This is a genomic window from Rhodococcus kronopolitis (assembly GCF_042654025.1).
GTDB classification, from domain to species: Bacteria; Actinomycetota; Actinomycetes; order Mycobacteriales; family Mycobacteriaceae; genus Rhodococcus_G; species Rhodococcus_G kronopolitis.
The window spans coordinates 344320-370322 of sequence record NZ_JBHSFO010000002.1 but is presented as its reverse complement, the minus strand read 5'-3'; the positions used below and the strand labels follow the sequence as shown (position 1 = coordinate 370322).

Below are 26003 nucleotides of genomic sequence, written 5' to 3'. Positions count from 1 at the left end.
GAGTTGGACATGGGCGTCGACGCCACTGCGCGGGTGCGCGAGCTGTTGGAGCGGTACGACACCCCGGAGGCCTGCGCGGCAGAGCTGTTGTGCGACCGGCACCCCGCGACCGACGTCGCGTTCACGGTGATCGAGGGCGACCTCTCGTCGCGGGACCTGACGTACGGCGAGCTGCGCGCCGAGTCCGCCCGGTTCGCCGCGGCCCTGGCGGACCTCGGCGTCCAGCCCGGCGACTGCGTGGCCACGCTGATGGGCAAGTCGGCGGAACTGGTCGTCGCGCTGCTCGGCATCTGGCGTCGCGGCGCGGTGCACGTGCCGCTGTTCACCGCGTTCGCCACGCCTGCCATCGCGTTCCGGCTCGGGGCCAGCGGCGCCAAGGCGGTCGTCTCGGACCGGGACCAGCTGGCCAAGCTGGCGCCCGGCGAGGACATCCCGGCCGACGCGTCCTGGCGGGTGATCGTCGCGGCCGGCGAACCCGAGTCCGACGACCAGCTCCGCTTTCAGGACCTGCTCGACGCGCACGCCTCCGACGACCCGGCCGGCACGGCGGTCGCGGTCGGCGGCGCCGCACCGATCGTGCAGCTGTTCACCAGCGGCACCACCGGTACCCCGAAGGGTGTGCCGGTGCCGCTGCACGCGCTCGCGTCGTTCCACGGCTACCTGGAGTTCGGGCTCGACGTCCGTGAGGACGACGTCTTCTGGAACGCCGCCGACCCGGGCTGGGCGTACGGGCTGTACTACGCGCTGCTGGGCCCGCTGGCCGCAGGCCGCCGCAGCCTGCTGCTGCACTCCGGGTTCTCGGCGCAGCTGACCTGGCAGGTCATCGAGAAGTTCGGCGTCACCAACTTCGCGGCCGCGCCGACCGTCTACCGGAGCCTGCGGGCGGACACCGGGCCGGTGCCGGAACTGACCCTGCGCCGGGCGTCGTCGGCGGGCGAGCCGCTGACCCCGGACGTGGTGGCGTGGTCGCGGGAGGTCCTCGGCTGCGAGGTCCGCGACCACTACGGCCAGACCGAGCACGGCATGTTCATCGTCAACGCGTGGGCGGACGGGCTGCGCGAGGACGTGCCGGCCGGGTCGATGGGCCGCCCGCTGCCCGGCTGGTCCTGCGCGGTGCTGCGCGACGACGCGGACGAGGTGGCGCCCGCGGGCACCGCGGGCCGGGTCGCCATCGACACCGCGGCCAGCCCGATGATGTGGTTCGCCGGGTACGTCGACGCCCCGGTGAAGACCGCGGAGCGGTTCAGCGAGGACGGCCGCTGGTACATCACCGGCGACGCAGGCAGCACCGACGAGAAGGGGCGCTTCTTCTTCTCCTCCCGCGACGACGACGTGATCATCATGGCGGGCTACCGCATCGGCCCCTTCGACGTGGAGTCGGTGCTGGCGATGCACGGGGACGTGGTCGAGTCGGCCGTGGTCGGCATGCCCGACGAACTGCGCGGCGAGGTGCTCGAGGCATTCGTGGTGCTGCGGGACGGCGTCGCGGGCACCGACGCGCTCGAGGCGGAGCTGCAGACGCTGGTGAAGAAGAAGTTCGCCGCGCACGCCTACCCGCGGACGGTGCACTTCGTGCCTGCGCTGCCGAAGACCCCGAGCGGCAAGGTGCAGCGCTACCTCCTGCGCAAGGGGTAGGCGGCTCCGCCGCCGGTGCGCCTCAGAGGATTCCGTCCTCCAGGTTCTCCAGGTAGCGGAACGTCGGCGCCCGGACGCCGGCCTCGGCCCGGATTCGGACGAGGTCGGGGGACTCGAAGAAGGTTCTCGCCGCGGCCAGCGTCGTCCACCGTGAGAAGTGGACGACCTGGTTGGCGTCGTGTTCCTGTCGCAGCACCCGGTACTCGATCTCGCCGGCCGCCTTGCGCATCGGCGCCGCGTCGTCGAACACCGCCTTCCACGCGGCGTAGTCGGCGACCTCGTGGACGATCAGGACGTAGTGCGCGTGGCCGGTCACCGGGCGAGCCGTTCGGCGAAGAAGGCCAGGATCTCGTCGCGGGCGGCGACGGTCGGCTCGCCGGCTCCGTCGACCAGGTGCGCGGTGACCACGCTGTGCGGGCTCGCGACCACCTCCGCGAAGAACGGTGCCGGGGCGGGGTTGGCGGCGCTGTCCGGCAGCACCCTGCCAACGAACCGGTCGCCGAGCGCCTCGGTGTACGCGGCGAATCGCTCGGCGCGGCACCACTTGTCGCCTGCGAAGCGGTACGCCAGGACCGTCAGGTCGTCCCGGTCGAGGCGCTGCGCGACGGCCCGCAGGTCGTCCGGCGCGATCTCGAGTCCGGCGGGGTCGTCGAGCGGCAGGGACGGTTGGCACACCACCGGCGCGAGCACCGACTCCTCGAGCACCATGGTCAGCGCGAAGTTCCCGGTGAAGCACATGCCGATCGCTCCGACGCCCGGTCCGCCGCACTCCTCGTGTGCCAGCCGCGCCAGCGCCCGCAGCCACCGGGTGACGGGGCTGGTCCGGTTGGCGCCGAAGGCGCGGAACTCGGCGCTGACGCAGGCCCGCTGCATGACCGCGGTGCCGTCCTCGACCCGCGGCACCGCGCCGTCCCGCCCGAACAGCGAAGGCAGGTAGACGGTGAAGCCGGCCTCGCGTACCCAGCGGGCGAAGCGCGCGACCTGCGGACTGATGCCGGGCATCTCCGGCAGCACGATCACCGCCGGGCCCCGGCCGGTCACCCGGACGACCTTGGCGACGCCGTCCAGCGTGACGGCGCGGGCCTCGAAGTCTTCGAGCGGGTCGTCCTCGGTCATCTGACGGGTCGGCATTCGGCGGCGCTCCCTGATCGTCGAATCGGTCTGCTCGGTGCGAGCATGACGATCCTGTCTGCCTCCGGGGCCGGTTGGCGAGGGGCCAGGCCGCCACAATTGCGGCCGATCTCGCCATCCCTAGGGCCGCGGACGCGACCGGCCGAACTGCCTGCGGTACTCGGCGGTGCTGATGCCCACCCGCTCGAGGAACATCCGGCGCAGCGCGCCCGGGTCCCGGTAGCCGATTCGTCGGGGGATGTCGCCCAGCGGCACGTCGGTCTCGGCGAGGAGGTGTTTGGCGGCCCGGACCCGGGCCTCCAGGAGGAAGGCCAACGGCGACCGGCCGGCCTCGGCGCCGAACCGGCGCAACAGTGTCCGGCCGCTGACGTGGAACTCGCCCGCCAGGCGCGAGAGGTCGTAGGGCTCCGTAAGGTGCTCGACCAGCCACCGTCCGACCTCGTCGGCGAACGGTCCGCCGACCGTCGGGACCATGGACTCGACGATGTACGGGGCCTGACTGGTCCGGTTCTCGGACACCAGCGTCACCCGGGCGGTGGCGGTGGCGACCTCGTCGCCCAGGTGTTCGCGGACGAGGGCGGTCGCGAGATCGAGCGAGGCACTGAACGCCGCCGTCGTGGTGATGTGTCCGTCGCGGACGATCAGCGACTCCACGCACACCGTCGTCGACGGATGTCGCCGGCCCAGCTGCGCCGCGTACAGCCACGAGGTGGTCGACCGTCGCCCGTCGAGCGCCCCGGCCTGCCCCAGCAGGAAGGCGCCGACGCACACCGATGCGATCCGGGTACGACGCGCCGCGGCCGCGCGGAGGAAGTCGACCTCGAGTGCCCACCCGGCGAGCCGGGTGTCGGTGTCCTCGGCGGGCACGAACTCGAATCCGGGCACCACGAGCAGGTCGAACCCGTGGTGCCACCGCGCCACCCCGATCGGGAACCCGCCGGCGGCGGTCACCGGGGAATTCGATGCCCCGATCACCGACACCTCGAACGGGTCGTCCGCGCTGCCGCGCTGCCGGGCCACGCGGTTGGCGATGCGGAGGATGTCGGAGAAGACGAAGATCTCCGCCGCGAAACAGCCCTCGTAGGCCAGGATTCCGATCCGCATGGCCGCCATTGTCCACCAGCGACACAGGCGGCGCGCACGAGTGCGCAGCGCCTACTGGCGGCGGCGGATCCGCCCGACCACCAGCAACGCGACCAGGGTGACGGCGAGCAGCAGCGTGGTGTCGGCCGCGGCCTGGAACACCTGCCCGCGGTCGGTGAGCCCGAAGATGGTGACCGGCAGGGTCTTCCAGGTGGCCGGGTACACCATGACGGTGGCGCCGAGTTCGCCCATCGACAACGCGATGGACAGGCCGGCGGCGGCGCCGAGCGCGGGCAGCAGCAGCGGCAGGGTGATCCGGGTCAGCACCCGCGCCGGGCCGGCGCCGAGCGACTCTGCGGCCTGCCGGTAGGCGGGGTCGATCCGGTCCAGGGCCGCGGACACCGCGCTGAACGCGAAGGCGAGCACCAGCACCGTGTGCGCGAGGATCACGATCCACTTGGTGCCGCCGAGCAGCAGCGGCTTGGAGTTGAACGCGATCAGCAGGCCGAGCCCGATCGCCACCGACGGCACCGCGATCGGCAGGTGGAAGACGGCGTCGGTGCTCTTGCGGAGCCAGGCCGGCGCCTCCCGGGCGGCCAGCGCCGCCCAGGTGCCGACGAACAGCGCGATCCCGCCGGCGATGAAGGCGGTCTGCAGGCTCACCGAGAGGCTCGCCAGGTTCTCGTTCGAGAGCGCCGCGCCGAGGTGCTCGCTGCCCAGGTCCGACGGCAGCGGCCCCGTCCACGAACCGGCGAGGGCGGCGGCGATCACGGTGGCGATCGGGGCGACGAACACCACCGCCACCACCAGGGCGAACACGGCCAGCGCGGTGCCCCTAGCGCGGGTTGTCCACAGCAGCACGGCTGCCTCCCATCAGTCGGGCGAAGAGGAATCGGTAGCCGCCGTACAGGGCGAGCGAGAGCGCAACCTGGACCGTCGCGATCACCGCGGCACCGGGCAGGTCGAAGGTGACGATCCCGCGGGTGTAGATCAGCACCGGCAGCGTCACCACGTCCTTGGCGCCGGTGAACAGCACGATGCCGAACTCGTTGAGGGTCAACAGCAGCACCAGCGAGCCGCCCGCCATCAGCGCAGGCCACGCCTCGGGCAGCACCACTGTCCGCAGCACCCGCAGCGGCGACGCGCCCAGGCTGGCGGCGACGTCGAGTTGCTCGCGGGGCAGCTGGGTGAAGGCGGCGAGCAGCGGCCGGACCACGAACGGGGTGAAGAAGGTGATCTCCGCGGCGATCACGCCCCACGGGGTGGCCAGGAAGTTCAGGGGGCCGTGCTCGGCGCCGGTGATCCGGGCGATCATCGCGTTGACGGCGCCCGCGGTGCCGTAGAGGAACGTGAACGCCAGCGTGATCAGAAACGACGGCAGCGACAGCACCGTGTCGATCAGCCGGCCGACGATCTTCGAGCCGGGGAACGGCACGAACGCCAGCACCAGCGCGAGGAAGGTGCCCAGCAGCAGGCAGCCGAGGGTGGAGATCGCGGCCACCTCGACGGTGCGCCACAACGCGTTCCGGAACATCGACGAGCCGAGGACCGAGCCCCAGGTGGACAGCCCGCGTCCCTCGTCGGTGACGGTGGACTCGGCCAGCACCCGGGCCATCGGGTACACCGCGAACCCCAGCACCAGCAGCAGCGGCGGCAGCGCCCATGCGACGGACCGCCAGTTCCGCGGCGCCCTCCGCGTCGGCGGCGGCGCGTCCAGTCGGGGCGCCTCCAGGACCGCGGTCACGACGCCGACCCGGGCTCGGGCACCAGCACCGCGCCGCCGTCCGGGAACCGCACGCCGACCGCGGTGCCCACCGGCCGCTCGTCGTGCCCGGGGACGTCGACGTCGATCGGGTACTCGGGCAACCCCACCAGGGCCACCGACAGCCGGGTGGTCGAGCCGCGCCACACGCCGCCGACCACCCGCGCGGCCAGGGTGCCGCGCTCGGACGGCGAGGTGAGGGTGACCGCGTGCGGACGGATGCACAGCAGGGCGCCGCTGTCGGACTCCCAGTCGGTCCGGCCGATCGCCGGCTGCGGGGCCAGGGCGGTGACCGGGGTGCCGCCCACGGACACCAGGGCCGAGGTGCCGATCACCCGGGTGACCGTGCAGGGCAACAGGTTTGCGCCGCCGAGGAAGGCGGCGGTGAAGCTGCTGGGCGGGCGCTTCCAGAGGTTCTCCGCGGTGTCGACGTCCACCAGCCGGGCGTCGCGCATCACGGCGATCCGGTCGGCCAGCGCCAGCGCCTCGCTCTGGTCGTGGGTGACGTAGAGCATCGCGGTGTCCGGCAGTGCGGCCCGCAGCTGCTGCAGTTCGGTGAGCATGCTCTCGCGCAGCTTGACGTCGAGCGCGGCCAGCGGCTCGTCGAGCAGCAGCACGCCGGGCCGGATGGCCAGCGCCCGGGCGATCGCCACCCGCTGCTGCTGCCCGCCGGAGAGCTCGCGCGGAAAGCGCTTGCCGTACGCGGACATTCCCACCATGGCGAGCGCGTCGGAGACCCGACCGCCGATCTCGGCGCGCGGCACCCGCTGCGAGCGCAGCCCGAAGGCCACGTTCTCCGCGACCCGCAGGTGCGGGAAGAGCGCGTAGGACTGGACCACGACGCCGAGCCCGCGCCGGGCCGGCGGCAGGTCGGTGACGTCCCGCTCGCCGAGGCGGACACCGCCGGAGACCGGCCGGACGAAGCCGGCCAGCGCCTTGAGCGCGGTGGACTTGCCGGAGCCGCTGGGGCCGAGCAGTGCCACCGTCTCGCCGGGGGCCACCCGCAGGTTGAAGTCGATCAATGCGCGGGTGGCGCCCCTGCCGCGGCCGTAGGCCACGTTGACGCGGTCGAACGTGATGGCCGGGGCGGTGACGTCGCCGCGGGTCCCGGTGTCGGCCGAGTCGATGGCCCGGCGCAGGCTCAGTCGTGCCATGTCAGTTCCCGGTGGCCTTCTGGTAGGCGGCGACGTCGCCGTCGAGTTCGGTGATCACGGTGTCCCAGTTCGGCGTCCAGACGGTGACGCCGTCGAGCAGGCCGGCCGGGGTGCCCTTGTCGGTCACGTCGCCGGCGGACTGCAGGTCCGAGCGCACCGAGACGCCGAGCGCGTCGGGGCCGACGGTGCGCTGTGCCTGCTCGGAGAGCAGGAACGCCATCAGCTTCTTCGCCGGTTCGGTGCTCGGCGCGCCCTTGGCCAGGCCCATCACGTACGGCAGGGCGACGGTGGTGCGGGCGCCGGCGGCGTCGGCGGGGAAGAAGACGCCGAACTTGGAGCCGTCGTCCTTGATGGAGGCGAGGTTCATCTGGACGTCGCCGTTCGCGACCAGCAGCTCGCCGTTGCTCACCTTCGGCTGCAGCTTGCCGGTGGACGAGGACGGACCGACGTTGTTGGCCTGCAGCCTGCCGAGGTAGTCCAGCGCACCCGGCTTGCCCATCAGGTGCTGCAGGAGCAGCAGTACCGCGGTGCCGTCCCCTGCCTGCCCGGGCGTCGAGTACTGCAGCTTGCCCTTGTACTGCTCGGTGAGCAGGTCGTCCCAGCGGACCGGCGCCGGGTTCGCGCCCGGGTTGGCGATGAACGAGAGGTAGTTGTTGACCACCGGCACGTACCGGCCGGCCGGGTCCTGCTCGGCCGCGGGCACCGCGGAGGTGTCGATGCCGCTGGGCTGCAACAGGTCCTGGGCCGCGGCCTTCTGGATGAACGGCGGCAGGGTGACGACGAGGTCGGCCTGCGGGTTGGACTGCTCCTTCTCGACCCGGGAGACCACCTCGCCGGAGCCGGCCTCCACCAGGTTGACCGCGACGCCGGTCTCCTTGGTGAACGCGTCGAACTGGGTCTTGTACCACCCGGCGAGCCCGTCCGCGCTGTAGACGGTGACGGTCTCGGTACCGGAGTCTGTGGCGGTGCCGGTGCCACCGCACGCGGTGGTCACGGTGAGGACGGTCGCGGCGAGGGCGACGGCGGCGAGGCTGGAGCGGAGGCGCATCGGATTCCTGACTGGGGGTGAGGGAGTCGAGCAGGGTCGGGGGTGGTGCGGTGGCGGGAGGTCGGGTCAGCGGTCGAGCAGCAGGTCGGCGAACTCGCGGACCGACGGCACCACGTGGGTGGCGCCCGCGGCCCGCAGCTGCGTCTCGTCGTGGGCGCCGGTCAGGGTGCCCGCGACGACGCCGGCGCCGGCCCGCAGTCCGGTGGTGATGTCGCTGGCGGTGTCACCCAGCACGGCAACCTCTCTCACGTCGTCGACGCCAAGGCGGAGCAGCGAGGTGAGGACCAGGTCCGGGTAGGGCCGGCCGCGGCCCGCCTCGGCGGGGGAGAGGGTGAGGTCGGCGAGGGTGTGCCAGCCGAGGGCGGCGAGCAGCTTGTCCTGGGTGCCGCGGCTGAAGCCGGTGGTCAGCGCGACCTTGATGCCGGCCTCGCGCAGCGCGGTGATCGACTCGGCGGCGCCGGGGATGGGCGCGGCGTTGCCCTCCTCCACGAGGCGGTCGTAGGCGGCCTCGAAGGCGGCGTTGGCGGCCTGGGCGCGGTCCTCGTCGCCGAACAGGGCGCGGAAGACGACGATCTTGGACTGGCCCATGGTGTCGAGCACGTAGCGGCGGGCGGCGTCGGCCTCGGGTCCCTCCGGGGGCAGCCCGCCGGCCTCGGCGGCGGCGGCGAAGGCCCGCAGGACGAGTCCGTCGTCGGCGACGGTGGTGCCGGCCATGTCGAGCACGGCGAGGGTGATGCGGGTGGTCACGGTGACTCCTTGGGGGTGAGAGGTGTTGGTGGGCAGTGCCTCAGCGGTGTCAGAGGCCCAGCTGGTCGGCGGTCTGCTCGGCGAGGGCGGGACCGAGGGTCATGCCCCGGCCGCCGGGACCGGCGACCACCCAGACGTTGTCGGCGGGCCGGCCGCGGTGCACCAGCTCGCCGGTGTCGCGGCACTGGCTGTAGACACCCGCCCAGCGCTTGACGATCGGCGGCAGCCGCCGGCCGAGCAGCTCCTCGGTCACGCCGGTCAGGTGCCGGTAGGGCTCCTCGTCCACGTCGAAGTCGAACGGCTCGTCGTACTCGTGGGTGTCGCCGATGGTCAGCCCGCCGTGCAGTCGCTGCACGCACAGCAGCTGCATCCGGTGGGTCTCGGCGGTCGGCGCCTGCGGCTGGGCCGTGCGCAGCGCGTCGAGGGCGGTGCCGGCGAATCCGGGGTAGTAGCGCAGGCTGTCGCCGTCGGCGATCGCGGTGGTCAGTGCCTCGCCGAGCGGGGCGGTCTGCATCATCTGCAGCCGGACGCGGCGCAGCGGCAGCTCGCCGGCCAGGTCGCGGGCCAGGCCGCCGAGGGTGGCGCCGGGGCAGACGATCGCGAGGTCGGCGTCGAAGGTGCGGCCGTGGTCGTCGCGGATGTGCACGCCGTGCTCGTCGCTGCGGACCTCGCGGGCCTCGGTGGAGGAATGGAAGGTGTAGCGCCCGCTCGCCTCGAGGTGGCGGCGGATCGCGGGCAGCGCCACCCGGGACTCGACGGCGCCGTCGCGGGTGCAGTGCAGGCCGGCGAGGAACTTGCCGCGCAGTGCGGGGTTCACCGCGAGCACCTGGTCCGGGTCGAGCATCGCGAAACCGCGGGCCTGCGCGTCCGGTCGGGCGGCGGCCTGCTCGGCGACGGCCACCTCCTCGGGGGTGCGCAGCAGCGTCATCGAGCCGGCGGCGCGGAAGCCGACCCCGGGCACCCGGGCGGCGAGGTCGGCCCACAGCTCGCGGGATCGCAGGGCCGCCTCGAGCTCGTGCTCGGCCCTCCCGGACACCCACACCAGGCCGAAGTTCCGTACCGTCGCACCGCGTGCCTCGGGTTCGCGCTCGAGCTGGACGACGTCGTGTCCGCGGCGGATCGCCTCGTCGGCGTGCGCCGTTCCGAGGATTCCTCCACCCACAATTGCAATTCGCATGGGCAGATCGTGGGCTTTGGTCTAGACCAGTAGGCGACCGCCGGGTGAACTACGGGACAACGGCGGAGGAAGATTGGTACAGACCAATTGTCGAGTACGCTGACCTGCATGAACGATCAAAGTTCCGATTCCGTCCGTGCTGTTGTCGCCGCTCGGTGCGGTCGCCGGTGAGGGCCGCAGAGGCCGCCGTGCACCTGCCCAAGTCCTACCGGGTGCGGGCCGAACTCGAGCAGTTGCTCGTCGGGCTGGGGGAGGGCGACGCCGTCCCGGCGGAGCGCGAACTCGCCCTCCGTTGTGGGGTCTCCCGGGAGACCGTCCGGCAGGCGATGCACGAACTGCTCGTCGAGGGCCGGGTCGAGCGACGAGGCCGCGGCACGGTCGTCGCCAGTCCCAAGCTCGTGCAACCACTCTCGCTCCGCTCGTACACCGAGGGGGCACTGAGTCAGGGGCGGGTGCCCGGCCGCGAGCTGGTCTCACTCGGTCGGCTGGAAGCCGACGAGGAGCTTGCCGCCGAGCTGGACCTGCCGGTCGGGGCCCAGGTCGTCCACCTGGAGCGGGTGCTGCTGGCGGACGGCAACAAGATCGGGCTGGAGAGTACGTACCTGCCGGCCGGGCGGTTCGGCGAGATGGCCGAGACCTTCGACCCCGCGGAGTCGCTGTACGCGGCCATCCGCGCGACGGGGGTGGTGTTCACCTCGGCGACCGAGCGGATCGAGACCGTGCTGGCCTCACCCCGCGAGGCCGCGCTGCTGGACTCGGCCGCGTCCATGCCGATGCTGTTGCTGCACAGGACTTCCCTGGATGCCGGCGGGGTGCCGATCGAGCGGGTGCGGTCCCTGTACCGGGGCGACCGGGTGGCGTTCGTCGCGGCGCTGCGCGAGTAGGCGGCTCCGCGGAGCGGTCGATCGGGGCTACCCTCCGGGAATGGGTACGGTGCTGATCCCGCTCCCGGCGCAGGACTTCGACCCCACCGAGGTTGCGGTCAGCTGGCAGGTGCTGCGACGCCTCGACCACGAGGTCCGGTTCGCGACACCCGTCGGCGCGCCCGCCCGCGCCGACGACCTGATGGTCACCGGGCGTGGCCTCGACCCGTGGGGCGCGGTTCCCGGCCTCGACCGCCTGGTGCTGGTCGGACGCGTGTTGCGGGCCGACGCCGACGCCCGCGCCGCGTATGCAGAACTGGTGGGGGATCCCGCCTTCACCGATCCCCTGAGCTGGGAGTCCATCGACCTCGATGCCGTCGACGCCCTGCTGCTGCCCGGCGGCCACCGGGCCCGGGGGATGCGCCGCTACCTCGAGAGCGAGCGGCTGCAGTCCGTCGTCGTCGACGCCTTCCGCCGGGACCTTCCGGTCGCCGCGATCTGTCACGGGGTGTTGCTCGCGGCGCGCAGCGTCGACTCGGAGACGACGCGGTCGGTGTTGCACGGTCGCCGCACCACCGCCCTGACCTGGACCCTGGAGTCCCGGGCCTGGCGGGTCGCCCGGGTCACCCGGTTCTGGGACCGGGACTACTACCGCACCTACCGCGAGTCGCAGGGACAGCCGAGCGGCTACATGTCGGTGCAGCAGGAGGTGACGCGGGCGCTGGCCCGGCCGGGCGACTTCGTCGACGTCGACCGGGCCGACCCCGAGGCGCGGCGCAAGTCGAGCGGCCGCGCCCGCGACACCGTCGACGACCCTCGTCCGGCCCTGGTGGTGCGGGACGGGAACTACCTCTCTGCGCGTTGGCCCGGCGACGTGCACACCTTCGCGCGCCAGTTCGCCGCAATGCTCAGGTGAGCAGGAATCCCGATCCCATGCTGGCGAACACCAGCATCAGCGTCATCAGGATCCAGCCGGCGCCCTGCCAGATCGGCCAGGTGCCGTCCGACTTCCACACCGTGTAGGTGCGCACGAAGGCGCCGAGACCGCCGAGCAGCAGGATGGCCGCGGGCGCCACCGCGAGGACGTATCGGTCGGGGTTCTGGCACACGAACTGCTGGGCGGCCGCGCACGCGTCACGGTTCGTCGCGGCCCACGCGAAGGTCAGTGCCACGACGGTCAGGGATGCGGCGATGACCGCGACGGTGTAGCGGGTGGCCTGCCGCATCGTCGGGGGATCGTTCCATCGCTTCTCGACGTCGTCCGACATCTCGCATCACCCGGTCCGGTTCCTGCCGTCACCCCAATTGTGCCCTTCAGGGGCGCAGGGCTTCAGGATTGGCGTCTTCGCGGCCACGGGCGGCCGGCGCGGCGCTCGATGTCGAGGTTGAACCGTTCGAGCATCGCGGCGAAGGCGGCGACGTCGTCGGGTTCCCAGTCGGCCATCACCAGGTCCAGCCCGTCGATGTTGCCGGCCCGCTCGGTGTCCAGCCGTTCGCGGCCCTCGGCGGTGACCCGGAACTTCCGGGCCATGCCGCCGTCCGGGTCCGGGATGCGTTCGACGAGGCCGGAGTTGAGCATTGCGGTGCTCTGGCGGCTGATGGTGGAGGTGTCCAGGCCGAACGCCTCGCTGAGTTCCCCGACGGACATCGGGCCGTCGATGCGGAGGCGGCTCAGCAGTGCGTAGGCGCTGGCGTCCAGGTGGCCCGTGCCGCGGCGGGGCCGGGTGAGGTGCCGGCCGAGCAGCATGGTCTCGAACTCGATTCGGTCCGTGGGCCTGTCCAATGCCGAGCCTTTCGTTTGTGCCCGTTCGGGGCGGGTGAGTGCACCCCGTGTGACGTTTTGTCCGTATTGCACGATACATAACCCTTGTCGAGTGCAAGGTGGTTGCATCATGCAACTTGTGTGTATTGTGCAACACCTGTGTATCAGGCACATCCGTGCCGCCGTGAACAATCGAGGAGATCCTCCGTGTCAGGTCCCAGTCCAACCGCCAACCCGAACGGCCTGGTCGGCGTGCTGGCGTTCACCGGCATCGTCGCCGCGCTCATGCAGACCCTGGTCGTCCCGCTGATCGGCGACCTGCCGCAGATTCTGGACACCTCCGCGTCCAACGCCAGCTGGGTCATCACCGCGACCCTGGTGGCAGGCGCGGTGTTCGTCCCGATCACCGGTCGCCTCGGTGACATCTACGGCAAGCGCCGGATGCTGCTGATCTGCACGATCCCGCTGATCGCAGGCTCCGTGGTGTGCGCGCTGGCGAGCTCGGTGGTGCCGATGATCGCCGGTCGCGCCCTGCAGGGCATCGGCATGGGCCTGGTCCCGATCGGCATCAGCGCCCTGCGGGACCTGGTCCCCGCCGAGCGACTGAACTCCTCGATCGCGCTGATGAGCGCGTCGATGGGCATCGGCGGCGCGCTCGGTCTGCCGATCGCGGCGGCCGTCGCGCAGGGCTCGAGCTGGCGGGTGCTGTTCTGGGGCGCGACCGCCCTCAGCGTTCTGGTCGCCGCACTGATCTGGAAGATGGTGCCGGCCACGCCGGTCGCGCCCGGCGCGGGCCGCTTCGACCCGGTCGGCGCGGTCGGGCTGGGCATCGGCCTGGTGTGCCTGCTGCTCGGCGTCTCCAAGGGCGGCGACTGGGGCTGGACCAGCGCCACCACCCTCGGACTGCTCGTCGCCTCGGTCGTCGTCCTCCTGGTGTGGGGCTGGTGGGAGCTGCGCGCCACCGATCCGCTCGTCGACCTGCGCACCACCGCTCGTCCGCAGGTGCTGCTGACCAACGTCGCCGGCCTGGTGGTCGGCTTCTCGATGTACGCGCAGTCGCTGATCCTGCCGCAGTTGCTGCAGCTGCCGGAGTCCACCGGGTTCGGGCTGGGCCAGTCGATGCTGGCGATGGGTCTGTGGATGGCGCCCGGCGGATTCGTGATGATGGCCTCCGCCGCCGTCGGTGCCAAGGTGTCCTCCGCCCGCGGGCCGAAGATCACGCTGATCATCGGTTCCCTGGTCATCGCCCTGGGCTACGGATCGTCGATGCTGCTGATGGGCTCGGCGTGGGGCCTGATGATCGTGGTCGCGATCTGCGGAGCAGGCACCGGCTTCGCCTACGGCGCGATGCCCGCCCTGATCATGGGGGCGGTGCCGCTGTCGGAGACCGCGGCCGCGAACGCCTTCAACACCCTCACCCGTTCCCTCGGCACCTCCCTCGCGGCGGCGGTGGTCGGGGTGGTGCTCGCCCAGATGAGCGTGCAGGTGGGCGAGTACACGCTGCCCACCGAGAACGGCTTCCGCACCGGCCTGCTGATCGGCTGCGGCGTCGCGCTGGTGGCCGCCGCCGTCGCCTCGTGCATCCCCACCGGACGCCCCGCCCCCGTCGCCCCGGCGGCGGCGCCCGACGACGAGTTGGTTCCGGCCCGCGGCTGACCGGCCCGCGCCCGCCCCGCCCCGGCGGACATCGATCGTCGATGTCCGCCGGGCTCGTCCGGGGCGACGGCGGGCGGCGCGTAGCCTGAACCGCATGTCTGTGCGCTCCCCGTTGGTCCCCGGAACCGTCTCGCCCGTCCTCGCCGTGCCGTCGAACATCGACCGCCCCGAGTACGCGTGGAAGCCCACCGCCAACGAGGGCAACGAGCCGTGGGTGCAGACCCCCGAGACGATCGAGAAGATGCGGGTGGCCGGCCGGATCGCCGCCCGGGCCCTCGCCGAGGCAGGCAAGGCGGTCGCGCCCGGCGTCACCACCGACGCCCTGGACCGGATCGCGCACGAGTACATGCTCGACCACGGCGCCTACCCGTCGACGCTCGGCTACCGGGGCTTCCCCAAGTCCTGCTGCACCTCGCTCAACGAGGTGATCTGCCACGGCATCCCGGACTCGACCGTCATCCAGGACGGCGACATCGTCAACATCGACGTCACGGCCTACATCGACGGCGTGCACGGCGACACCAACGCCACCTTCCTCGCGGGCGACGTCTCCGAGGAGCACCGACTGTTGGTCGAGCGCACCCACGAGGCCACCATGCGGGCGATCAAGGCCGTCAAGCCAGGCCGCGAGCTCAACGTGATCGGCCGGGTCATCGAGGCCTACGCCAACCGCTTCGGCTACGGCGTGGTGCGCGACTTCACCGGCCACGGCATCGGCGAGACGTTCCACAACGGACTGGTGATCCTGCACTACGACCAGCCGAACGTGGACACGGTTATCGAGCCCGGCATGGTCTTCACCATCGAGCCGATGATCAACCTCGGCACGGTCGACTACGAGATGTGGGAAGACGACTGGACCGTCGTCACCGCGGACCGCAAGTGGACCGCGCAGTTCGAGCACACCCTCGTCGTGACCGAGACGGGTACGGAAATCCTCACGCTGCCGTGACGGATGCTGCGGTGCGGGGCGCACTACTGGTCGCAGGCACCACCTCCGACGCCGGCAAGAGCGTCCTGGTCGCCGGGCTCTGCCGGATGCTGGCCCGGCGCGGGGTCTCGGTGGCGCCGTTCAAGGCGCAGAACATGTCGAACAACTCCGTCGTCACCCTCGACGGCGGCGAGATCGGTCGAGCGCAGGCGCTGCAGGCGCAGGCCTGCGGGCTCGAGCCCAGCGTCCGCTTCAACCCGGTGCTGCTCAAGCCCGGCAGCGACCGCACCTCGCAGCTGGTGGTGCGCGGGAAGGCCGTCACCACGGTCGGCGCCCGCGACTACGTCGAGCACCGGCAGTGGCTGCGCGAGGTCGTCGGCGCGGAACTGGCGTCGCTGCGCGAGCAGTACGACGTGGTGATCTGCGAGGGCGCGGGCTCTCCCGCCGAGATCAACCTGCGGGCAACGGATCTGGCGAACATGGGGCTCGCGCGGCAGGCCCGTCTGCCGGTGCTCGTGGTCGGCGACATCGACCGCGGGGGAGTGCTGGCGCACCTGTTCGGCACCGTGGCGGTGCTCTCACCGGAGGACCAGGAACTGATCTCCGGCTTCGTGGTCAACAAGTTCCGCGGCGACGTCGGCCTGCTCGAACCCGGGCTCGATCAGCTCCGGGCGATGACGGGCCGGCCCACCCTCGGCGTCGTGCCGTTCGCCGAGGGCCTGTGGATCGACGCCGAGGACTCGCTGTCCACCGTGGCCGACGCACCGGTCGGCCGTCCGCGCCCGCCGCTGGGCCGGGACTGGTTGCGGGTAGCCGCGATCCGGCTGCCGCGGGTCTCCAACGCCACCGACGTCGAGGCGCTGGCCTGCGAGCCCGGGGTGTCCGTGCACTGGGTCGCCGAGCCGTCCCGGCTGCAGGACGCGGACCTGGTGGTGGTGCCCGGCAGCAAGTCCACCGTCTCGGACCTGGCGTGGCTGCGGGCCAGCGGGATCGCCGACGCGCTCGCGGCCAGGGCCGCCGCCGGCCGGCCGATCCTCGGCATCTGCGGCGGCTACCAGATGCTGGGCCGCACCATCGTCGACGACGTCGAGTCCGGGACCGGTGCGGTCGACGGGCTCGGCCTGCTGGACCTCGACGTCGTGTTCGAGGCGGAGAAGGTGCTGCGACAGGCGACCGGGACCTCCGAGCGGCCCGTCCCCGGCGAGGCAGTCGCGGTGTCCGGCTACGAGATCCACCACGGCCGGGTGGTCCGCACCGGTGACGCGCCGTTGCTGCGCGGGTCCGACGGTGTCGGCGAGGGCAGCGTCCGCGGCGCGGTGCTGGGCACCCACTGGCACGGGCTGCTCGAGTCCGACGAGTACCGGCGCGGGCTGCTGACCTGGGTGGCGGCGCGGACCGGCCGCGCGTTCACCGTCTCGCCGGACACGTCCGTCGCCGCCGAGCGCGCCGCCCAGCTGGACCTGCTGGCGGACCTGGTGGAGCGGCACCTGGACGTCGACGCGGTGCTGGCGTTGATCAACGACGGTGCGCCGCAGGACCTTCCGGTCCTGGAGCACTTCCTGGCCCTGGATCGGTAGCCTCGGCCAGTTCGCCGACCGGGTGGCCGAAGTACTCGGCCCACTGCGCCGCCGTCGCGTCGAAACGCCGGTCCCGCAGGGTCGGGTCGGCACCCAGGCGCAGCAGCAGAGTCACCAGTTCCCGGTCGCCGGCGCCCGCCGCCTCGTGCAGCGCGGTCTCCCACGGCTGCTCGATCGGCAGGTCCGAGCGGCCGAGGGCGTTGACGTCGAAGCCGAGGTCGGTGAGCAGTCGCACCACCGAGTCCTTCTCTGCCGCAGGACTGTGCGCGGCAACGGCCCGCAGGATCGCCGAGGGGTGCCGTCGCCGGGCGTCCGCCGCCAGTTCCGGGTCCGTGGCCGCGAGCGCGATCGCGGCGACCCGGTCCGCGGTCATCGCCGCGGCCATCAGCAGGTCCGCCGGGTCCAGGTCCGGTTCTCGGGCACCCGCGGCGCGCAGCGCGTCGGCGGCGACGGTCCTGCCGTAGACGAGCGCCAGCACGAGCGGCGTGCGTTCGCCGCGCAGTGGTCGGTCCGGGTCCGCCCCGTTGCCCAGCAGCAGGTCCACCCGGTCGTGGTGCCCGTGCAGGATCGCCCAGCCAAGCTGGTCGCCGAGCAACTCGGCGGGGGAAGGGAGGTCGACGCCCAGACGAGTCGACCACGGTTCGCGGTCGCCCCGGCCCAGGCCGAACTCGAACAGCAGGCGCAGATGGGTGTCGTCCCGGTCGAACATCCGGTTGTACAGGGCCTGGCCGTCGTTGGGGTTCGCGCCGGCCTCGAGCAGCACCCGGGCCAGGGCGTCCGCGTGCGGGTGCGGCGGCTGGTCGGCGCTGCCCCGTTCGCCGTTGCCGAAGGCGCCGGTCAGCGCGGTGAACGGGGGCTGCTCACCGGCCCAGAGGTAGCCCGCATTCGGGTCCGCCCCCGCGGCCAGCAGCAGCCGGGCGGCGGTGACGGTCGCGGCCTCGGTGACGGCCGCGTCGTGCCGGGCGTAGGCCAGGTAGAGCAGCGGCGGCCAGCGCAGTGGGCCGCCCTCGGCGCCGGCCGAGGCCGGGTTGTCGGACAGCAGCGCCCACAACGCGTCGATGTCGGCGCACGCGGCCGCGGTGTGCACGGTCCGGGCGGCCAGCGCCGGGTCGGCGGCCAGCAGGTCGCGGGCCCGCTGGCGTCGGGCGTCGCCGTCGTCGGGGGAGTAGAGCAGGCAGGCGGACAGCAGGAACTCGTCGGCGGTGGTCACCGCCACCGCTCGATCGGGGTGGCGGGTGCGGCCCTCGGCGCCCACGCTCACGCGTTCGTCGCTCACGGCGTCGCGCGGCGCAGCGCCACCCACCCGCAGGCGAGGGCGAAGACGGCCAGCGTCAGGGGCAGTGCCACCAGCGGGACTGCGCGTGGTACGTCGACGAACCACGATCCGATCTCCGGCCACCAGCGAGCCCAGGTGATCACGACCGCCGCCAAGCCCACTGTGCAGAAGAGGGTCGTTCCGGCCGCGAGCAGGCCCGTGGTGCGCCACCGTTGGTAGATCGCGCCGGCGACGACGGCGATCCCGGAGGTGAGCAACAGGATCGCGAAGCCCGAGAGCAGTTGGAGGACCGGATTGTCGGTGACGTAGCGCGCCAGCCCGAACATTCGCATGTACACACCCCACCCGTCGGTGGCGCTCTCGATCACGGACAGCACCTGCACCGCGACCGCGAAGATCGCCGACTGACCGAGGGCCATCAGGAGCGTCGCGGTGTAGAACTCGCGGCGGGTCACGCTCAGCCCCAGGGCGAACGGAAAGCTCTGGGTCAGTGCCTGGACGTAGAACGCGATGACGAAACCGAGCAACGCCGCGATGCTGCCGGTGAACCCGGCGCCCTCGTCGGTCCCGATGAGGTAGTAGATCGTCCAACTGATGGCGAAGGACACCGCGAGGAGGCCGACGGGCCAGGCGACCAGCAGGGGCCAGGCGACAGTGTGCAGGCGTAGGACCGAACCGATCCGGGAAGGTCCGGGGGCGGCGTTGGCGTGCACCGCGGGGGAGACGGTGGCTGTGGTCATGGCGTCGACTCCTGGGTGGTGGTACGGATGACGAGTTCCTGCAACGACGCCGGCTCGATCGTGCCGCCGGCGTCGAGCAGTCGGGCACGGTCAGCCACGTCCGCGGTGACCTGCACGGTGGCCCGGGCCTGGGATCCGAGCGAGTCCCGGTGCAGGACCGTGCCTTTCGCGCCGAATGCGTCGACGGCCGCGGTGGGGCCGGTCACCACCACCGCCCGTCTGCGCAGCTCGTCGGCGTCGTCGTCGAGCAGAACCCGGCCGCGCTCGACCACGATGACGTGCTCGAGCAGGTTCGCGACCTCGTCGATCAGGTGGGTGGACAGCACCACCGTGCGCGGGTGCTCGGCGTAGTCGGCGAGCAGTCGGTCGTAGAACATCTGGCGGGCCACGGCGTCGAGTCCGAGGTACGGCTCGTCGAACAGGGTGAGCGGTGCCCGCGACGCGAGACCGATGATCACCCCGAGGGCGGACTTCATGCCTCGGGAGAGCTTCTTGACCCGGCGGCCCAGTGGAAGCTGGAAGTCGTCGAGCAGGAGTTCGGCGAAATCGCGGTCCCACCGCTCCATCAGGTGCCCGGCGGTGGACAGGACGTGCTTGACCCGGAGGTCGTCCGGATAGGTCTGGCTCTCCTTGATGAAACTCACTTCCCGCAGCACCCGTGCGTTCTCGAACGGGGTGGCGCCGAAGACCGTGACCTCGCCGGACGTCTGGACGCCCTGGCCGGTCAGGATTGACATGATCGTGGTCTTGCCGGCCCCGTTGCGTCCGAGCAGGCCGTAGATCTTGTCGCGTTCGAGGTCGAACGAGACGTCCGCGAGCGCATCGAAGTCCCCGTAGCGTTTGGCGACGTCACGCATCGAGGCAACGACGTCGCGTCCGGTCGGCGATCGGTCGGTGATCTGGGTGACGGTCAGGCTCCGGGTCATCGGGCCACCTCCCTGGTGTCGAGCATGGACTTGAGTTCGTCGACGGGAATGCCGAGTCGGGCGGCTTCCGCGACGAGTGGCTCGATGTACTGGCGCGCGAATGCTTCTCGGCGCCGGAACCGGAGGGCGTCGCGCGCCCCGACGGTGACGAACATTCCAATTCCCCGTTTCTTGTAGAGGATTCCCTCGGATACCAACTGGTTCAGCCCCTTGGCCGCGGTCGCCGGGTTGATGCGGTGGAAGGCAGCGAGCTCGTTGGTCGATGGAACCTGGCCGTCCTCCGGCAGCGAGCCGTCGATGATCGATCCCTCGATCTGTTCGGCGATCTGCTGGAAGAGCGGCCGGCCGTCGTCGATCACTTGAATCCCCACCCACCGAGGCTCGCTGGTTCATTACTCATGTAACGAACCATAGAACCGGCGGGTGGTGGGACGCAACCCCTGCCCGCGGATTTCCCGGCCGGGGCGCGGCGGCGTGTACCGTCCGTTGCCATGGAGTTGACGGAAGTGTCGGTCGGCGAGGTCGTCTACAGCGTGCGCATGGACGGTCCCGAGAGTGCTCACGTGGTGGTTCTGCTGCCCGGCGCCGGCGAGGACGGTTCGGTGTTCGACGCCGTCTGCGAGCGACTGCACGGCTCCGACCTGCGCACCGTGGTGCCGGACACTATCGACGGCCTCGACGTGGCGGGCCTGATCGCCGTCCTCGACGGGCTCGGTCTGAAGTACGTCAACCTCGTCGGCGACCGCGAGGGCGCGACGCTTGCCTGGGAGGCCGCCGCCCGCACCTTCGGCCGGTTCAAGAGCCTCGTCGTCGCCGACGGCCCGCACCCCGCGGTGGCGGGCGCGGACTGCCCGGCGGTCGAGATCCCGGCCACGATGGTGGTCGGCGGGTCCGCGGCCCGGCCGGCCGCCGACGCCAGCGGCCGCCGCTGCTACTCCGACTTCCGGGTCGTCGAGCTCGACGGCGTCGACTCGGTGCCGCGGGCCGCGGCCGCCGCGTTCGCCGCGGAGATCTCCATGCGTACCAGCATGTGGTGAGGCCACCCGCGGGCGCCGGCGACTCCCGTGGCGGGTGCCCGGCGAACTAGGCTCTGCCGGTGCTCGACACCCTCCCCGTTGCCGCCGACGCCACGTCGGTCCGCTCGGCCCTGAGATCCCCGCGCCGGCTCACCACGGAGATCCTGGCCGGCCTGGTGACGGCGCTCGCCCTGATCCCCGAGGTGATCTCGTTCGCGGTCATCGCGGGCGTCGACCCGAAGGTGGCGCTGTACACCTCGTGCATCATGGCGATGACGATCGCGTTCGTCGGCGGCAGGCCCGCGATGGTCTCGGCCGCCGCCGGGGCCACTGCGCTGGTGGTGGCGCCGCTCGTCGCCTCGCACGGCATCGACTACCTGATCGCGGCCGTGTGGCTGGCCGGCGCGCTGCAGATCGCGTTCGCCCTCGCCGGTCTCGCGCGGCTGGTGCGGTTCATCCCACGGTCGGTGATGATCGGGTTCGTCAACGCGCTGGCGATCCTCATCTTCGGCGCCCAGCTGCGGCACCTGGTCGACGTGCCCTGGTTGGTGTACCCGCTCGTCGCCGCCGGTCTCGCGATGATCGTGTTCGTCCCGAGGCTGACGCGGTCGGTGCCTGCGCCGCTGATCGCGATCGTGGTGCTCACCGCGGTGGTCACCCTGTTCCACCTGGACGTGCCCGACGTCGCCGACCAGGGCGAGCTCCCGGCCGGCCTGCCGACGTGGATGATCCCGGACGTGCCGTGGACGTGGGCGACCCTGGCCGTCGTCGCGCCGTTCGCGATCGGTCTCGCGCTGGTGGGTCTGCTCGAGTCGCTGCTCACCGCGAAGCTCGTCGACGACATCACCGACACCCCCTCGGACAAGACCCGCGAGTCCTGGGGCCAGGGCGTCGCGAACATGGCCGGCGCGCTCTTCGGCGGCATGGGCGGCTGCGCGATGATCGGGCAGACCATGGTCAACGTGAAGGAGGGCCGGGCGCGTACCCGCATCTCCACGTTCCTGGCGGGGTCGTTCCTGCTGGTCCTCTGCGTCACCGCCGGCGACGTGGTCGGCGCCATCCCGATGGCCGCGCTGGTGGCGGTGATGCTGGTGATCGCCGTGACCACCTTCGACTGGCGCAGCGTCGCGCCGCGCACGTTGCGGCTGATGCCGCGCAGCGAGACGCTGGTGATGGCGGTGACGGTCGTCGGCACGCTCGCCACCGAGAACCTCGCCGTCGGCGTCTTCCTCGGCGTGGTGACCGCGACGGTGGCGTTCGCGCGCCGGGTCGCCCAGACGGCCACGGTCACCGCCGGCGACCGCGACCGCGACGGTCGGGTCGAGCGGGTTTACCGGGTCACGGGACAGCTGTTCTGGGCGTCGAGCAACGAGCTGGTCCACCGGTTCGACTACGACGCCGACCCCGACGCGGTGGTCGTGGACCTCACCGACGCCGAGGTCTGGGACGCGTCGACCGTGGCCACGCTCGACGCGGTGCGCGAGAAGTACGAGGCGCGGGGCAAGTCCGTCCGGATCGTCGGGCTCTCCGGTGCCGGGCTTGACCGGCTGGAACGGTTGTCCGGGAGGCTCTGACCGTTCGTCGCGCCCGCGGCACCGCTTGCCGTCGCGCGGGAGGGTGATTTGAACACCCCACCGCCGACGGGTTAGCGTTCAACAACTGCCGAGTCATATGCGGCGGTAACGACTTCGTCCGGAAGGGATCTCGATGCGCGGCCCCGCAGCAACCGCCACCACGATGCACATGCGTGGTTGTTGTTGCATGCGTCAGCGCTGAGACGAGATCCCGCGCGACGGCACATCGAAGGCCGTCCGTACCCCCCGTGCGAATTCCTCCCACCGGGCACCCACACGTCGCAGCGCCACAAGTCCGCAGGTGCCCCGTGGGGAAAGGACCCGTTCCATGTCCGCCCGCTCACTCCCGATCATCGACCTGGAGAACCTCGACGTCGACGCTCTCCGTGCGGTCACGCACGAGATCGGATTCTTCTACCTGACCGGTCACGGCATCGACCAGCAGCTCACCGACGACCTGATCGCCGCGTCCCGGGAGTTCTTCGCGCTGCCCGAAGTCGACAAGCTCGAGATCGAGAACAGCAACTCGCCGAACTTCCGCGGCTACACCCGCGTCGGCGGCGAGCGCACCCAGGGCTACATCGACTGGCGCGAGCAGCTCGACATCGGGCCCGAGCGCGCCGCGGTGCACCCGATCGACCCGGACCGCCCGTGGGACGTGCTGAACGGACCCAACCTGTGGCCTGCCCGCGTCCCGCAGCTGCGTGACCTGGCTCTCGACTGGTCTGCCCAGGCGCAGTCCGCGGGGCTCCGCCTGATCAGCGGCTGGGCGGTCTCGCTCGGCGCACCCGCCGACTTCTTCGACGCCGCGTTCGCCGATCCCGATCCGCTGCTGAAGATTGCCCGCTACCCGGGCCACGACGGCTCGGTCACCGACCAGGGCGTGGGCAGCCACAAGGATGTCGGGGCGCTGACCCTGCTCTACCCGGAACCCGACAGTGCGGGTTTCCAGGTGGAGACGGGCAACGGCTGGCTCGACGTCGCACCGATCCGCGGACACCTGCTGGTCAACATCGGCGAGCTGCTCGAGGTGGCCACCGGCGGCTACCTCAAGGCCACCGTGCACCGGGTGCTGCCGCCTGCCGCCGGCACCGACCGGGTCTCGCTGCCGTTCTTCCTCAACCCCGGCTACGACCACGCACTGCCCACCGTGCCGCTCTCGCCCGAACTCGCCGCCGAGGCCGCCGGTGTCGGACCCGACCAGCACGGCGGCACCCTGCACGCCCGTTACGGACTCAACGCCCTCAAGTCGCGCCTGCGCGCGCACCCGAACGTCACCGAGCGGTACCACCGCGACCTGCTCGACCTGCCCGCACTGCGCGGCTGACCATCTCCACCCCACCGGAAGGTACCTCCAATGTTCTTGCGCCGCACCGCCGTTCTCTCCGTCGCCGCCTTGCTCACCGCGGGTCTCGCCGCCTGCTCCTCGGGCGGTGACGGCGAGAAGCTGGTGATCTCCGCGTCGAGCACGCCGCACGTCGAGATCCTCGAGCACATCGCCGAATCCGGCGCCCTCGGCGACGTCAAGCTCGACATCAAGCCCGTCACCGGCGAGATCGACCCGAACGAACTGCTCGTCGCCGGCGACGTGCAGGCCAACTACTTTCAGCACGCCCCGTACCTCGAGGACTGGCAGCAGCAGAAGGGCGTCGACGGCCTCGTCTCCGTCGCCGACGTGCACCTCGAGCCGATGGGCCTGTACTCGGAGAAGGTCACGGCCGTCGACCAGATCGCCGACGGGTCGACCATCGCGCTGCCCAAGGACACCACCAACTTCGCGCGCGGCCTGTACCTGCTCTCCGCGGCCAAGCTGATCGAGATGGACGTGCCGTTCGCCGACGCCGACCTGTCCGTCGTCACGCAGAAGAACATCAAGGCCAACCCGAAGAACCTGAAGTTCGTCGAGATCGAGCGATCGCAGATCGCCCGCAACCTCGGCGACCCGCAGATCACCGCGGCCGTCATCAACTCGAACTACGCGATCGAGGCCGGCCTGGTGCCTGCCGAGGACGCGCTGCTGTCCGAGAACGTCGAGAACAACCCGTTCGCGAACCTGCTCGTTGTCCGTGCCGCGTCGGAGAGCGATCCCGGCGTCAAGGCCCTCGCCGACGCCCTCGTCTCCCCGGCGACCGCCGCCTGGATCCAGGAGAACTACAGCGGCTCCGTCGTCCCGGTTCACGCGGCCGGCTGATGATCGTCGTCGAGAACCTGGTCAAGACGTTCCCCGCCGCCGCGGGCGCGGGGGAGGTCTCGGCCCTGCGCGGCATCGACCTCGAGATCGCCGAGGGCGAGATCTTCGGCATCGTCGGACCGTCCGGTTCGGGCAAGTCGACGCTGCTGCGGTGCCTGAACCTGCTCGAGAGTCCCACCGATGGGCGCATCGTGCTCCGCGGCGACGACGTCTCGCGGCTGACCGGCGCCGGCCAGCGGCAGGCGCGTCGCCGCATCGGTACCGTGTTCCAGCAGTTCAACCTGCTGCACTCGCGGACGGTGCGGGCCAACATCGAGTTCCCGCTCGAGCTGTCCGGGCTGGACCGCAGGCAGCGCAGGGCCCGCGCCGACGAGCTGATCGAACTGGTCGGGCTCGCCGGCAAGGAGAAGGCCTTCCCCTCGCAGCTGTCCGGCGGGCAGCAGCAGCGGGTCGGCATCGCCCGCGCTCTCGCGTCGGAGCCGGACGTGCTGCTGTGCGACGAGGCGACCAGTGCCCTCGACCCCGACACCACCGATCAGGTGCTGGACCTGCTGGCCGAGCTGAACCGCCGGATCGGCGTCACCGTCGTGCTCATCACCCACGAGCTGGGGGTGCTGCGCCGCATCTGCACGTCCGCCGCCCGACTCGACGACGGCCGGATCGCCGAGACCGGACGGATCCTCGACCTCGTCGGTAGGCCCGGCTCGGTCCTGGGGTCGGCGATCGTCCCGGTCGGGGACGACCCGTCCGCGGGGGACGACGCGGACACGGCGCTGGTCACCACGATCGGGGACGAGGCGCACGGACCGTGGCTCGCGCAGCTCGTCCGCAAGCTCGACGTCGACATCTCCGTGGTTGGCGGTCGCGTCGAACAGGTCGCCGGCGTCACCGTCGGCCGGCTGCGGCTGCGCTTCGGCCCCGATGTGGACCGGGCCGACGTCGAGGCGTTCGTGGAGGCGCAGCCGGGCACCACGCTGGCCTGGGGTGAGGCGCCGCAACCGACCGGCGCCGTGACGCAGGGGGCAACCGCATGAACAAGCTGACCTGGCAGGACTCGCTGCCCGAGGTGTGGGAGGCGACGCAGGAGACCCTGTACATGGTGTCGATCTCGTTCCTGCTCACCGTGATCGGCGGAATCGTGCTCGGTGTGGTGCTGCACGTGACCTCGCCGAGTGGCCTGTGGCCGCAGCGTGTCGTCAACGGCGTGCTCGGTGCCGTCGTCAACGTCTTCCGGTCGCTGCCGTTCCTGATCCTGATGATCGCCCTGATCGGCGTCACCCGGCTGATCGTCGGCACCGCGATCGGACCGACCGCGGCGATCGTGCCGCTCACGATCGGTGCGATCCCGTTCTACGCACGCGTGGTCGAGTCGTCGCTGCGCGAGGTCCCCGTCGGCCGGGTCGAGGCCGCACAGGCAATGGGTGCGACCAACGGCCAGATCGTGCGCAAAGTGCTGCTGCCGGAGTCGATCTCGTCGCTGGTGGCGGGCGCGACCCTGACCGTGGTGCTGCTCGTGGGGTACTCGGCGATGGCCGGGGTCATCGGCGGCGGCGGGCTCGGCGACTTCGCGATCGTCTACGGCTACCAGCGGTTCAACACACCGGTGCTGCTGGTCGCGGTGGTGGTGCTCGTCGTGCTGGTGCAGATCCTGCAGTCCATCGGCGACGGCGTCGTGCGGGCGCTGGCCCACAGGCGCTGACGCACTCGTGCGCGGTTGACGGGTCCATGGACCCGTCAACCGCGCACGAGCGGCG

27 protein-coding genes are annotated in these 26003 nt (G+C 71.7%); 12 read left to right on the top strand and 15 right to left on the bottom strand.

The genetic code is table 11. The features are described from left to right. Positions 1-9: 9 nt before the first annotated feature. Entirely contained in the window at positions 10-1635 is a 1626-nt protein-coding gene (locus tag ACFO6S_RS04970; protein ID WP_378414696.1) for an AMP-binding protein, read from the top strand. A gap of 22 nt (positions 1636-1657) precedes the next feature. Here the strand turns inward: ACFO6S_RS04970 and ACFO6S_RS04965 are convergent, their stop codons facing one another. The 9 genes from ACFO6S_RS04965 to ACFO6S_RS04925 form a co-directional block, all read right to left on the bottom strand. Then, positions 1658-1951, bottom strand: coding sequence for an antibiotic biosynthesis monooxygenase (locus ACFO6S_RS04965; protein WP_378414694.1), 294 nt, complete (start codon positions 1949-1951; stop codon positions 1658-1660). Further along, the gene (locus ACFO6S_RS04960; protein WP_378414693.1) at positions 1948-2766 is read right to left on the bottom strand and encodes a dienelactone hydrolase family protein; all 819 of its coding nucleotides are present in this window, start codon (positions 2764-2766) and stop codon (positions 1948-1950) included. The genes ACFO6S_RS04965 and ACFO6S_RS04960 overlap by 4 nt, the downstream gene beginning before the upstream one ends. A 120-nt stretch (positions 2767-2886) precedes the next feature. Continuing rightward, entirely contained in the window at positions 2887-3870 is a 984-nt protein-coding gene (locus ACFO6S_RS04955; RefSeq protein WP_378414691.1) for a GlxA family transcriptional regulator, read from the bottom strand. A gap of 51 nt (positions 3871-3921) precedes the next feature. Continuing rightward, complete coding sequence (locus ACFO6S_RS04950; RefSeq protein WP_378414689.1) at positions 3922-4710, bottom strand: ABC transporter permease; 789 nt, start codon at positions 4708-4710, stop codon at positions 3922-3924. Next, positions 4685-5593: a 2-aminoethylphosphonate ABC transporter permease subunit gene (locus ACFO6S_RS04945; RefSeq protein WP_378414687.1), complete on the bottom strand. Its 909-nt coding sequence runs from the start codon at positions 5591-5593 to the stop codon at positions 4685-4687. The genes ACFO6S_RS04950 and ACFO6S_RS04945 overlap by 26 nt, the downstream gene beginning before the upstream one ends. Continuing rightward, on the bottom strand, positions 5590-6765 hold the full coding sequence (locus tag ACFO6S_RS04940) for an ABC transporter ATP-binding protein (RefSeq protein WP_378414685.1): 1176 nt from the start codon (positions 6763-6765) through the stop codon (positions 5590-5592). Before ACFO6S_RS04940 ends, ACFO6S_RS04945 begins: the two co-directional genes overlap by 4 nt. A 1-nt stretch (position 6766) precedes the next feature. Next, a complete protein-coding gene (locus tag ACFO6S_RS04935) occupies positions 6767-7813 on the bottom strand; it encodes a 2-aminoethylphosphonate ABC transporter substrate-binding protein (protein ID WP_378414683.1) in 1047 nt (348 codons plus the stop codon). 66 nt (positions 7814-7879) lie between these two features. Then, positions 7880-8560 (bottom strand): phosphonatase-like hydrolase, encoded by a 681-nt coding sequence (locus ACFO6S_RS04930; protein ID WP_378414681.1) that lies wholly within the window; start codon positions 8558-8560, stop codon positions 7880-7882. A 49-nt stretch (positions 8561-8609) separates the two neighbouring features. Then, positions 8610-9737, bottom strand: a complete 1128-nt coding sequence (locus ACFO6S_RS04925) for a TIGR03364 family FAD-dependent oxidoreductase (protein ID WP_378414679.1) — start codon at positions 9735-9737, stop codon at positions 8610-8612. Positions 9738-9904: 167 nt separating this feature from the next. On the opposite strand from ACFO6S_RS04925, the gene ACFO6S_RS04920 reads away from it, so the two are divergent. Both ACFO6S_RS04920 and ACFO6S_RS04915 read left to right on the top strand, forming a co-directional pair. Next, positions 9905-10621, top strand: coding sequence for a GntR family transcriptional regulator (locus tag ACFO6S_RS04920; RefSeq protein WP_378414677.1), 717 nt, complete (start codon positions 9905-9907; stop codon positions 10619-10621). A 40-nt stretch (positions 10622-10661) separates the two neighbouring features. After that, positions 10662-11516 carry a type 1 glutamine amidotransferase domain-containing protein gene (locus ACFO6S_RS04915; protein WP_378414675.1) on the top strand — a complete coding sequence of 285 codons (855 nt, stop codon included), beginning with the start codon at positions 10662-10664 and terminating at the stop codon, positions 11514-11516. On the opposite strand, the gene ACFO6S_RS04910 is transcribed toward ACFO6S_RS04915, so the two are convergent. Both ACFO6S_RS04910 and ACFO6S_RS04905 read right to left on the bottom strand, forming a co-directional pair. Then, positions 11509-11868 (bottom strand): hypothetical protein, encoded by a 360-nt coding sequence (locus ACFO6S_RS04910; protein WP_378414673.1) that lies wholly within the window; start codon positions 11866-11868, stop codon positions 11509-11511. The genes ACFO6S_RS04915 and ACFO6S_RS04910 overlap by 8 nt on opposite strands. 62 nt (positions 11869-11930) lie before the next feature. Then, positions 11931-12383: a MarR family winged helix-turn-helix transcriptional regulator gene (locus ACFO6S_RS04905; protein WP_378414671.1), complete on the bottom strand. Its 453-nt coding sequence runs from the start codon at positions 12381-12383 to the stop codon at positions 11931-11933. A gap of 186 nt (positions 12384-12569) precedes the next feature. Here ACFO6S_RS04905 and ACFO6S_RS04900 point away from each other — a divergent pair, with 186 nt between their 5' ends. The 3 genes from ACFO6S_RS04900 (at position 12570) to ACFO6S_RS04890 (ending at position 16526) form a co-directional block, all read left to right on the top strand. Further along, positions 12570-14018 (top strand): MFS transporter, encoded by a 1449-nt coding sequence (locus ACFO6S_RS04900; protein WP_378414669.1) that lies wholly within the window; start codon positions 12570-12572, stop codon positions 14016-14018. A gap of 94 nt (positions 14019-14112) precedes the next feature. Continuing rightward, positions 14113-14970, top strand: a complete 858-nt coding sequence (map, locus tag ACFO6S_RS04895; RefSeq protein ID WP_378414668.1) for a type I methionyl aminopeptidase — start codon at positions 14113-14115, stop codon at positions 14968-14970. After that, a complete protein-coding gene (locus ACFO6S_RS04890; RefSeq protein WP_378414666.1) occupies positions 14967-16526 on the top strand; it encodes a cobyric acid synthase in 1560 nt (519 codons plus the stop codon). The genes map and ACFO6S_RS04890 overlap by 4 nt, the downstream gene beginning before the upstream one ends. Here ACFO6S_RS04890 and ACFO6S_RS04885 read toward each other — a convergent pair. The 4 genes from ACFO6S_RS04885 to ACFO6S_RS04870 are packed head-to-tail and all read right to left on the bottom strand — an operon-like array spanning position 16465 to position 19827. After that, on the bottom strand, positions 16465-17802 hold the full coding sequence (locus ACFO6S_RS04885; protein ID WP_378414664.1) for an ankyrin repeat domain-containing protein: 1338 nt from the start codon (positions 17800-17802) through the stop codon (positions 16465-16467). The genes ACFO6S_RS04890 and ACFO6S_RS04885 overlap by 62 nt on opposite strands. Beyond that, entirely contained in the window at positions 17799-18542 is a 744-nt protein-coding gene (locus ACFO6S_RS04880; RefSeq protein ID WP_378414662.1) for an ABC transporter permease, read from the bottom strand. Before ACFO6S_RS04880 ends, ACFO6S_RS04885 begins: the two co-directional genes overlap by 4 nt. After that, positions 18539-19468: an ABC transporter ATP-binding protein gene (locus ACFO6S_RS04875; protein WP_378414661.1), complete on the bottom strand. Its 930-nt coding sequence runs from the start codon at positions 19466-19468 to the stop codon at positions 18539-18541. Before ACFO6S_RS04875 ends, ACFO6S_RS04880 begins: the two co-directional genes overlap by 4 nt. Beyond that, positions 19465-19827, bottom strand: a complete 363-nt coding sequence (locus ACFO6S_RS04870) for a GntR family transcriptional regulator (protein WP_378415225.1) — start codon at positions 19825-19827, stop codon at positions 19465-19467. Before ACFO6S_RS04870 ends, ACFO6S_RS04875 begins: the two co-directional genes overlap by 4 nt. Before the next feature lie 132 nt (positions 19828-19959). On the opposite strand from ACFO6S_RS04870, the gene ACFO6S_RS04865 reads away from it, so the two are divergent. The 6 genes from ACFO6S_RS04865 to ACFO6S_RS04840 all read left to right on the top strand — a co-directional run bounded on the left by ACFO6S_RS04865 (position 19960) and on the right by ACFO6S_RS04840 (position 25948). Further along, positions 19960-20505 carry an alpha/beta fold hydrolase gene (locus tag ACFO6S_RS04865; protein ID WP_378414659.1) on the top strand — a complete coding sequence of 182 codons (546 nt, stop codon included), beginning with the start codon at positions 19960-19962 and terminating at the stop codon, positions 20503-20505. 59 nt (positions 20506-20564) lie between these two features. Further along, on the top strand, positions 20565-22058 hold the full coding sequence (locus tag ACFO6S_RS04860) for a SulP family inorganic anion transporter (RefSeq protein ID WP_378414657.1): 1494 nt from the start codon (positions 20565-20567) through the stop codon (positions 22056-22058). Between the two features lie 328 nt (positions 22059-22386). Next, complete coding sequence (locus ACFO6S_RS04855) at positions 22387-23385, top strand: isopenicillin N synthase family dioxygenase (RefSeq protein ID WP_378414655.1); 999 nt, start codon at positions 22387-22389, stop codon at positions 23383-23385. A gap of 30 nt (positions 23386-23415) precedes the next feature. Further along, a complete protein-coding gene (locus tag ACFO6S_RS04850; protein WP_378414653.1) occupies positions 23416-24249 on the top strand; it encodes a MetQ/NlpA family ABC transporter substrate-binding protein in 834 nt (277 codons plus the stop codon). Further along, entirely contained in the window at positions 24249-25283 is a 1035-nt protein-coding gene (locus ACFO6S_RS04845) for a methionine ABC transporter ATP-binding protein (protein ID WP_378414651.1), read from the top strand. The genes ACFO6S_RS04850 and ACFO6S_RS04845 overlap by 1 nt, the downstream gene beginning before the upstream one ends. Beyond that, positions 25280-25948, top strand: a complete 669-nt coding sequence (locus ACFO6S_RS04840) for a methionine ABC transporter permease (protein ID WP_378414649.1) — start codon at positions 25280-25282, stop codon at positions 25946-25948. Before ACFO6S_RS04845 ends, ACFO6S_RS04840 begins: the two co-directional genes overlap by 4 nt. Positions 25949-26003 lie beyond the last annotated feature (55 nt).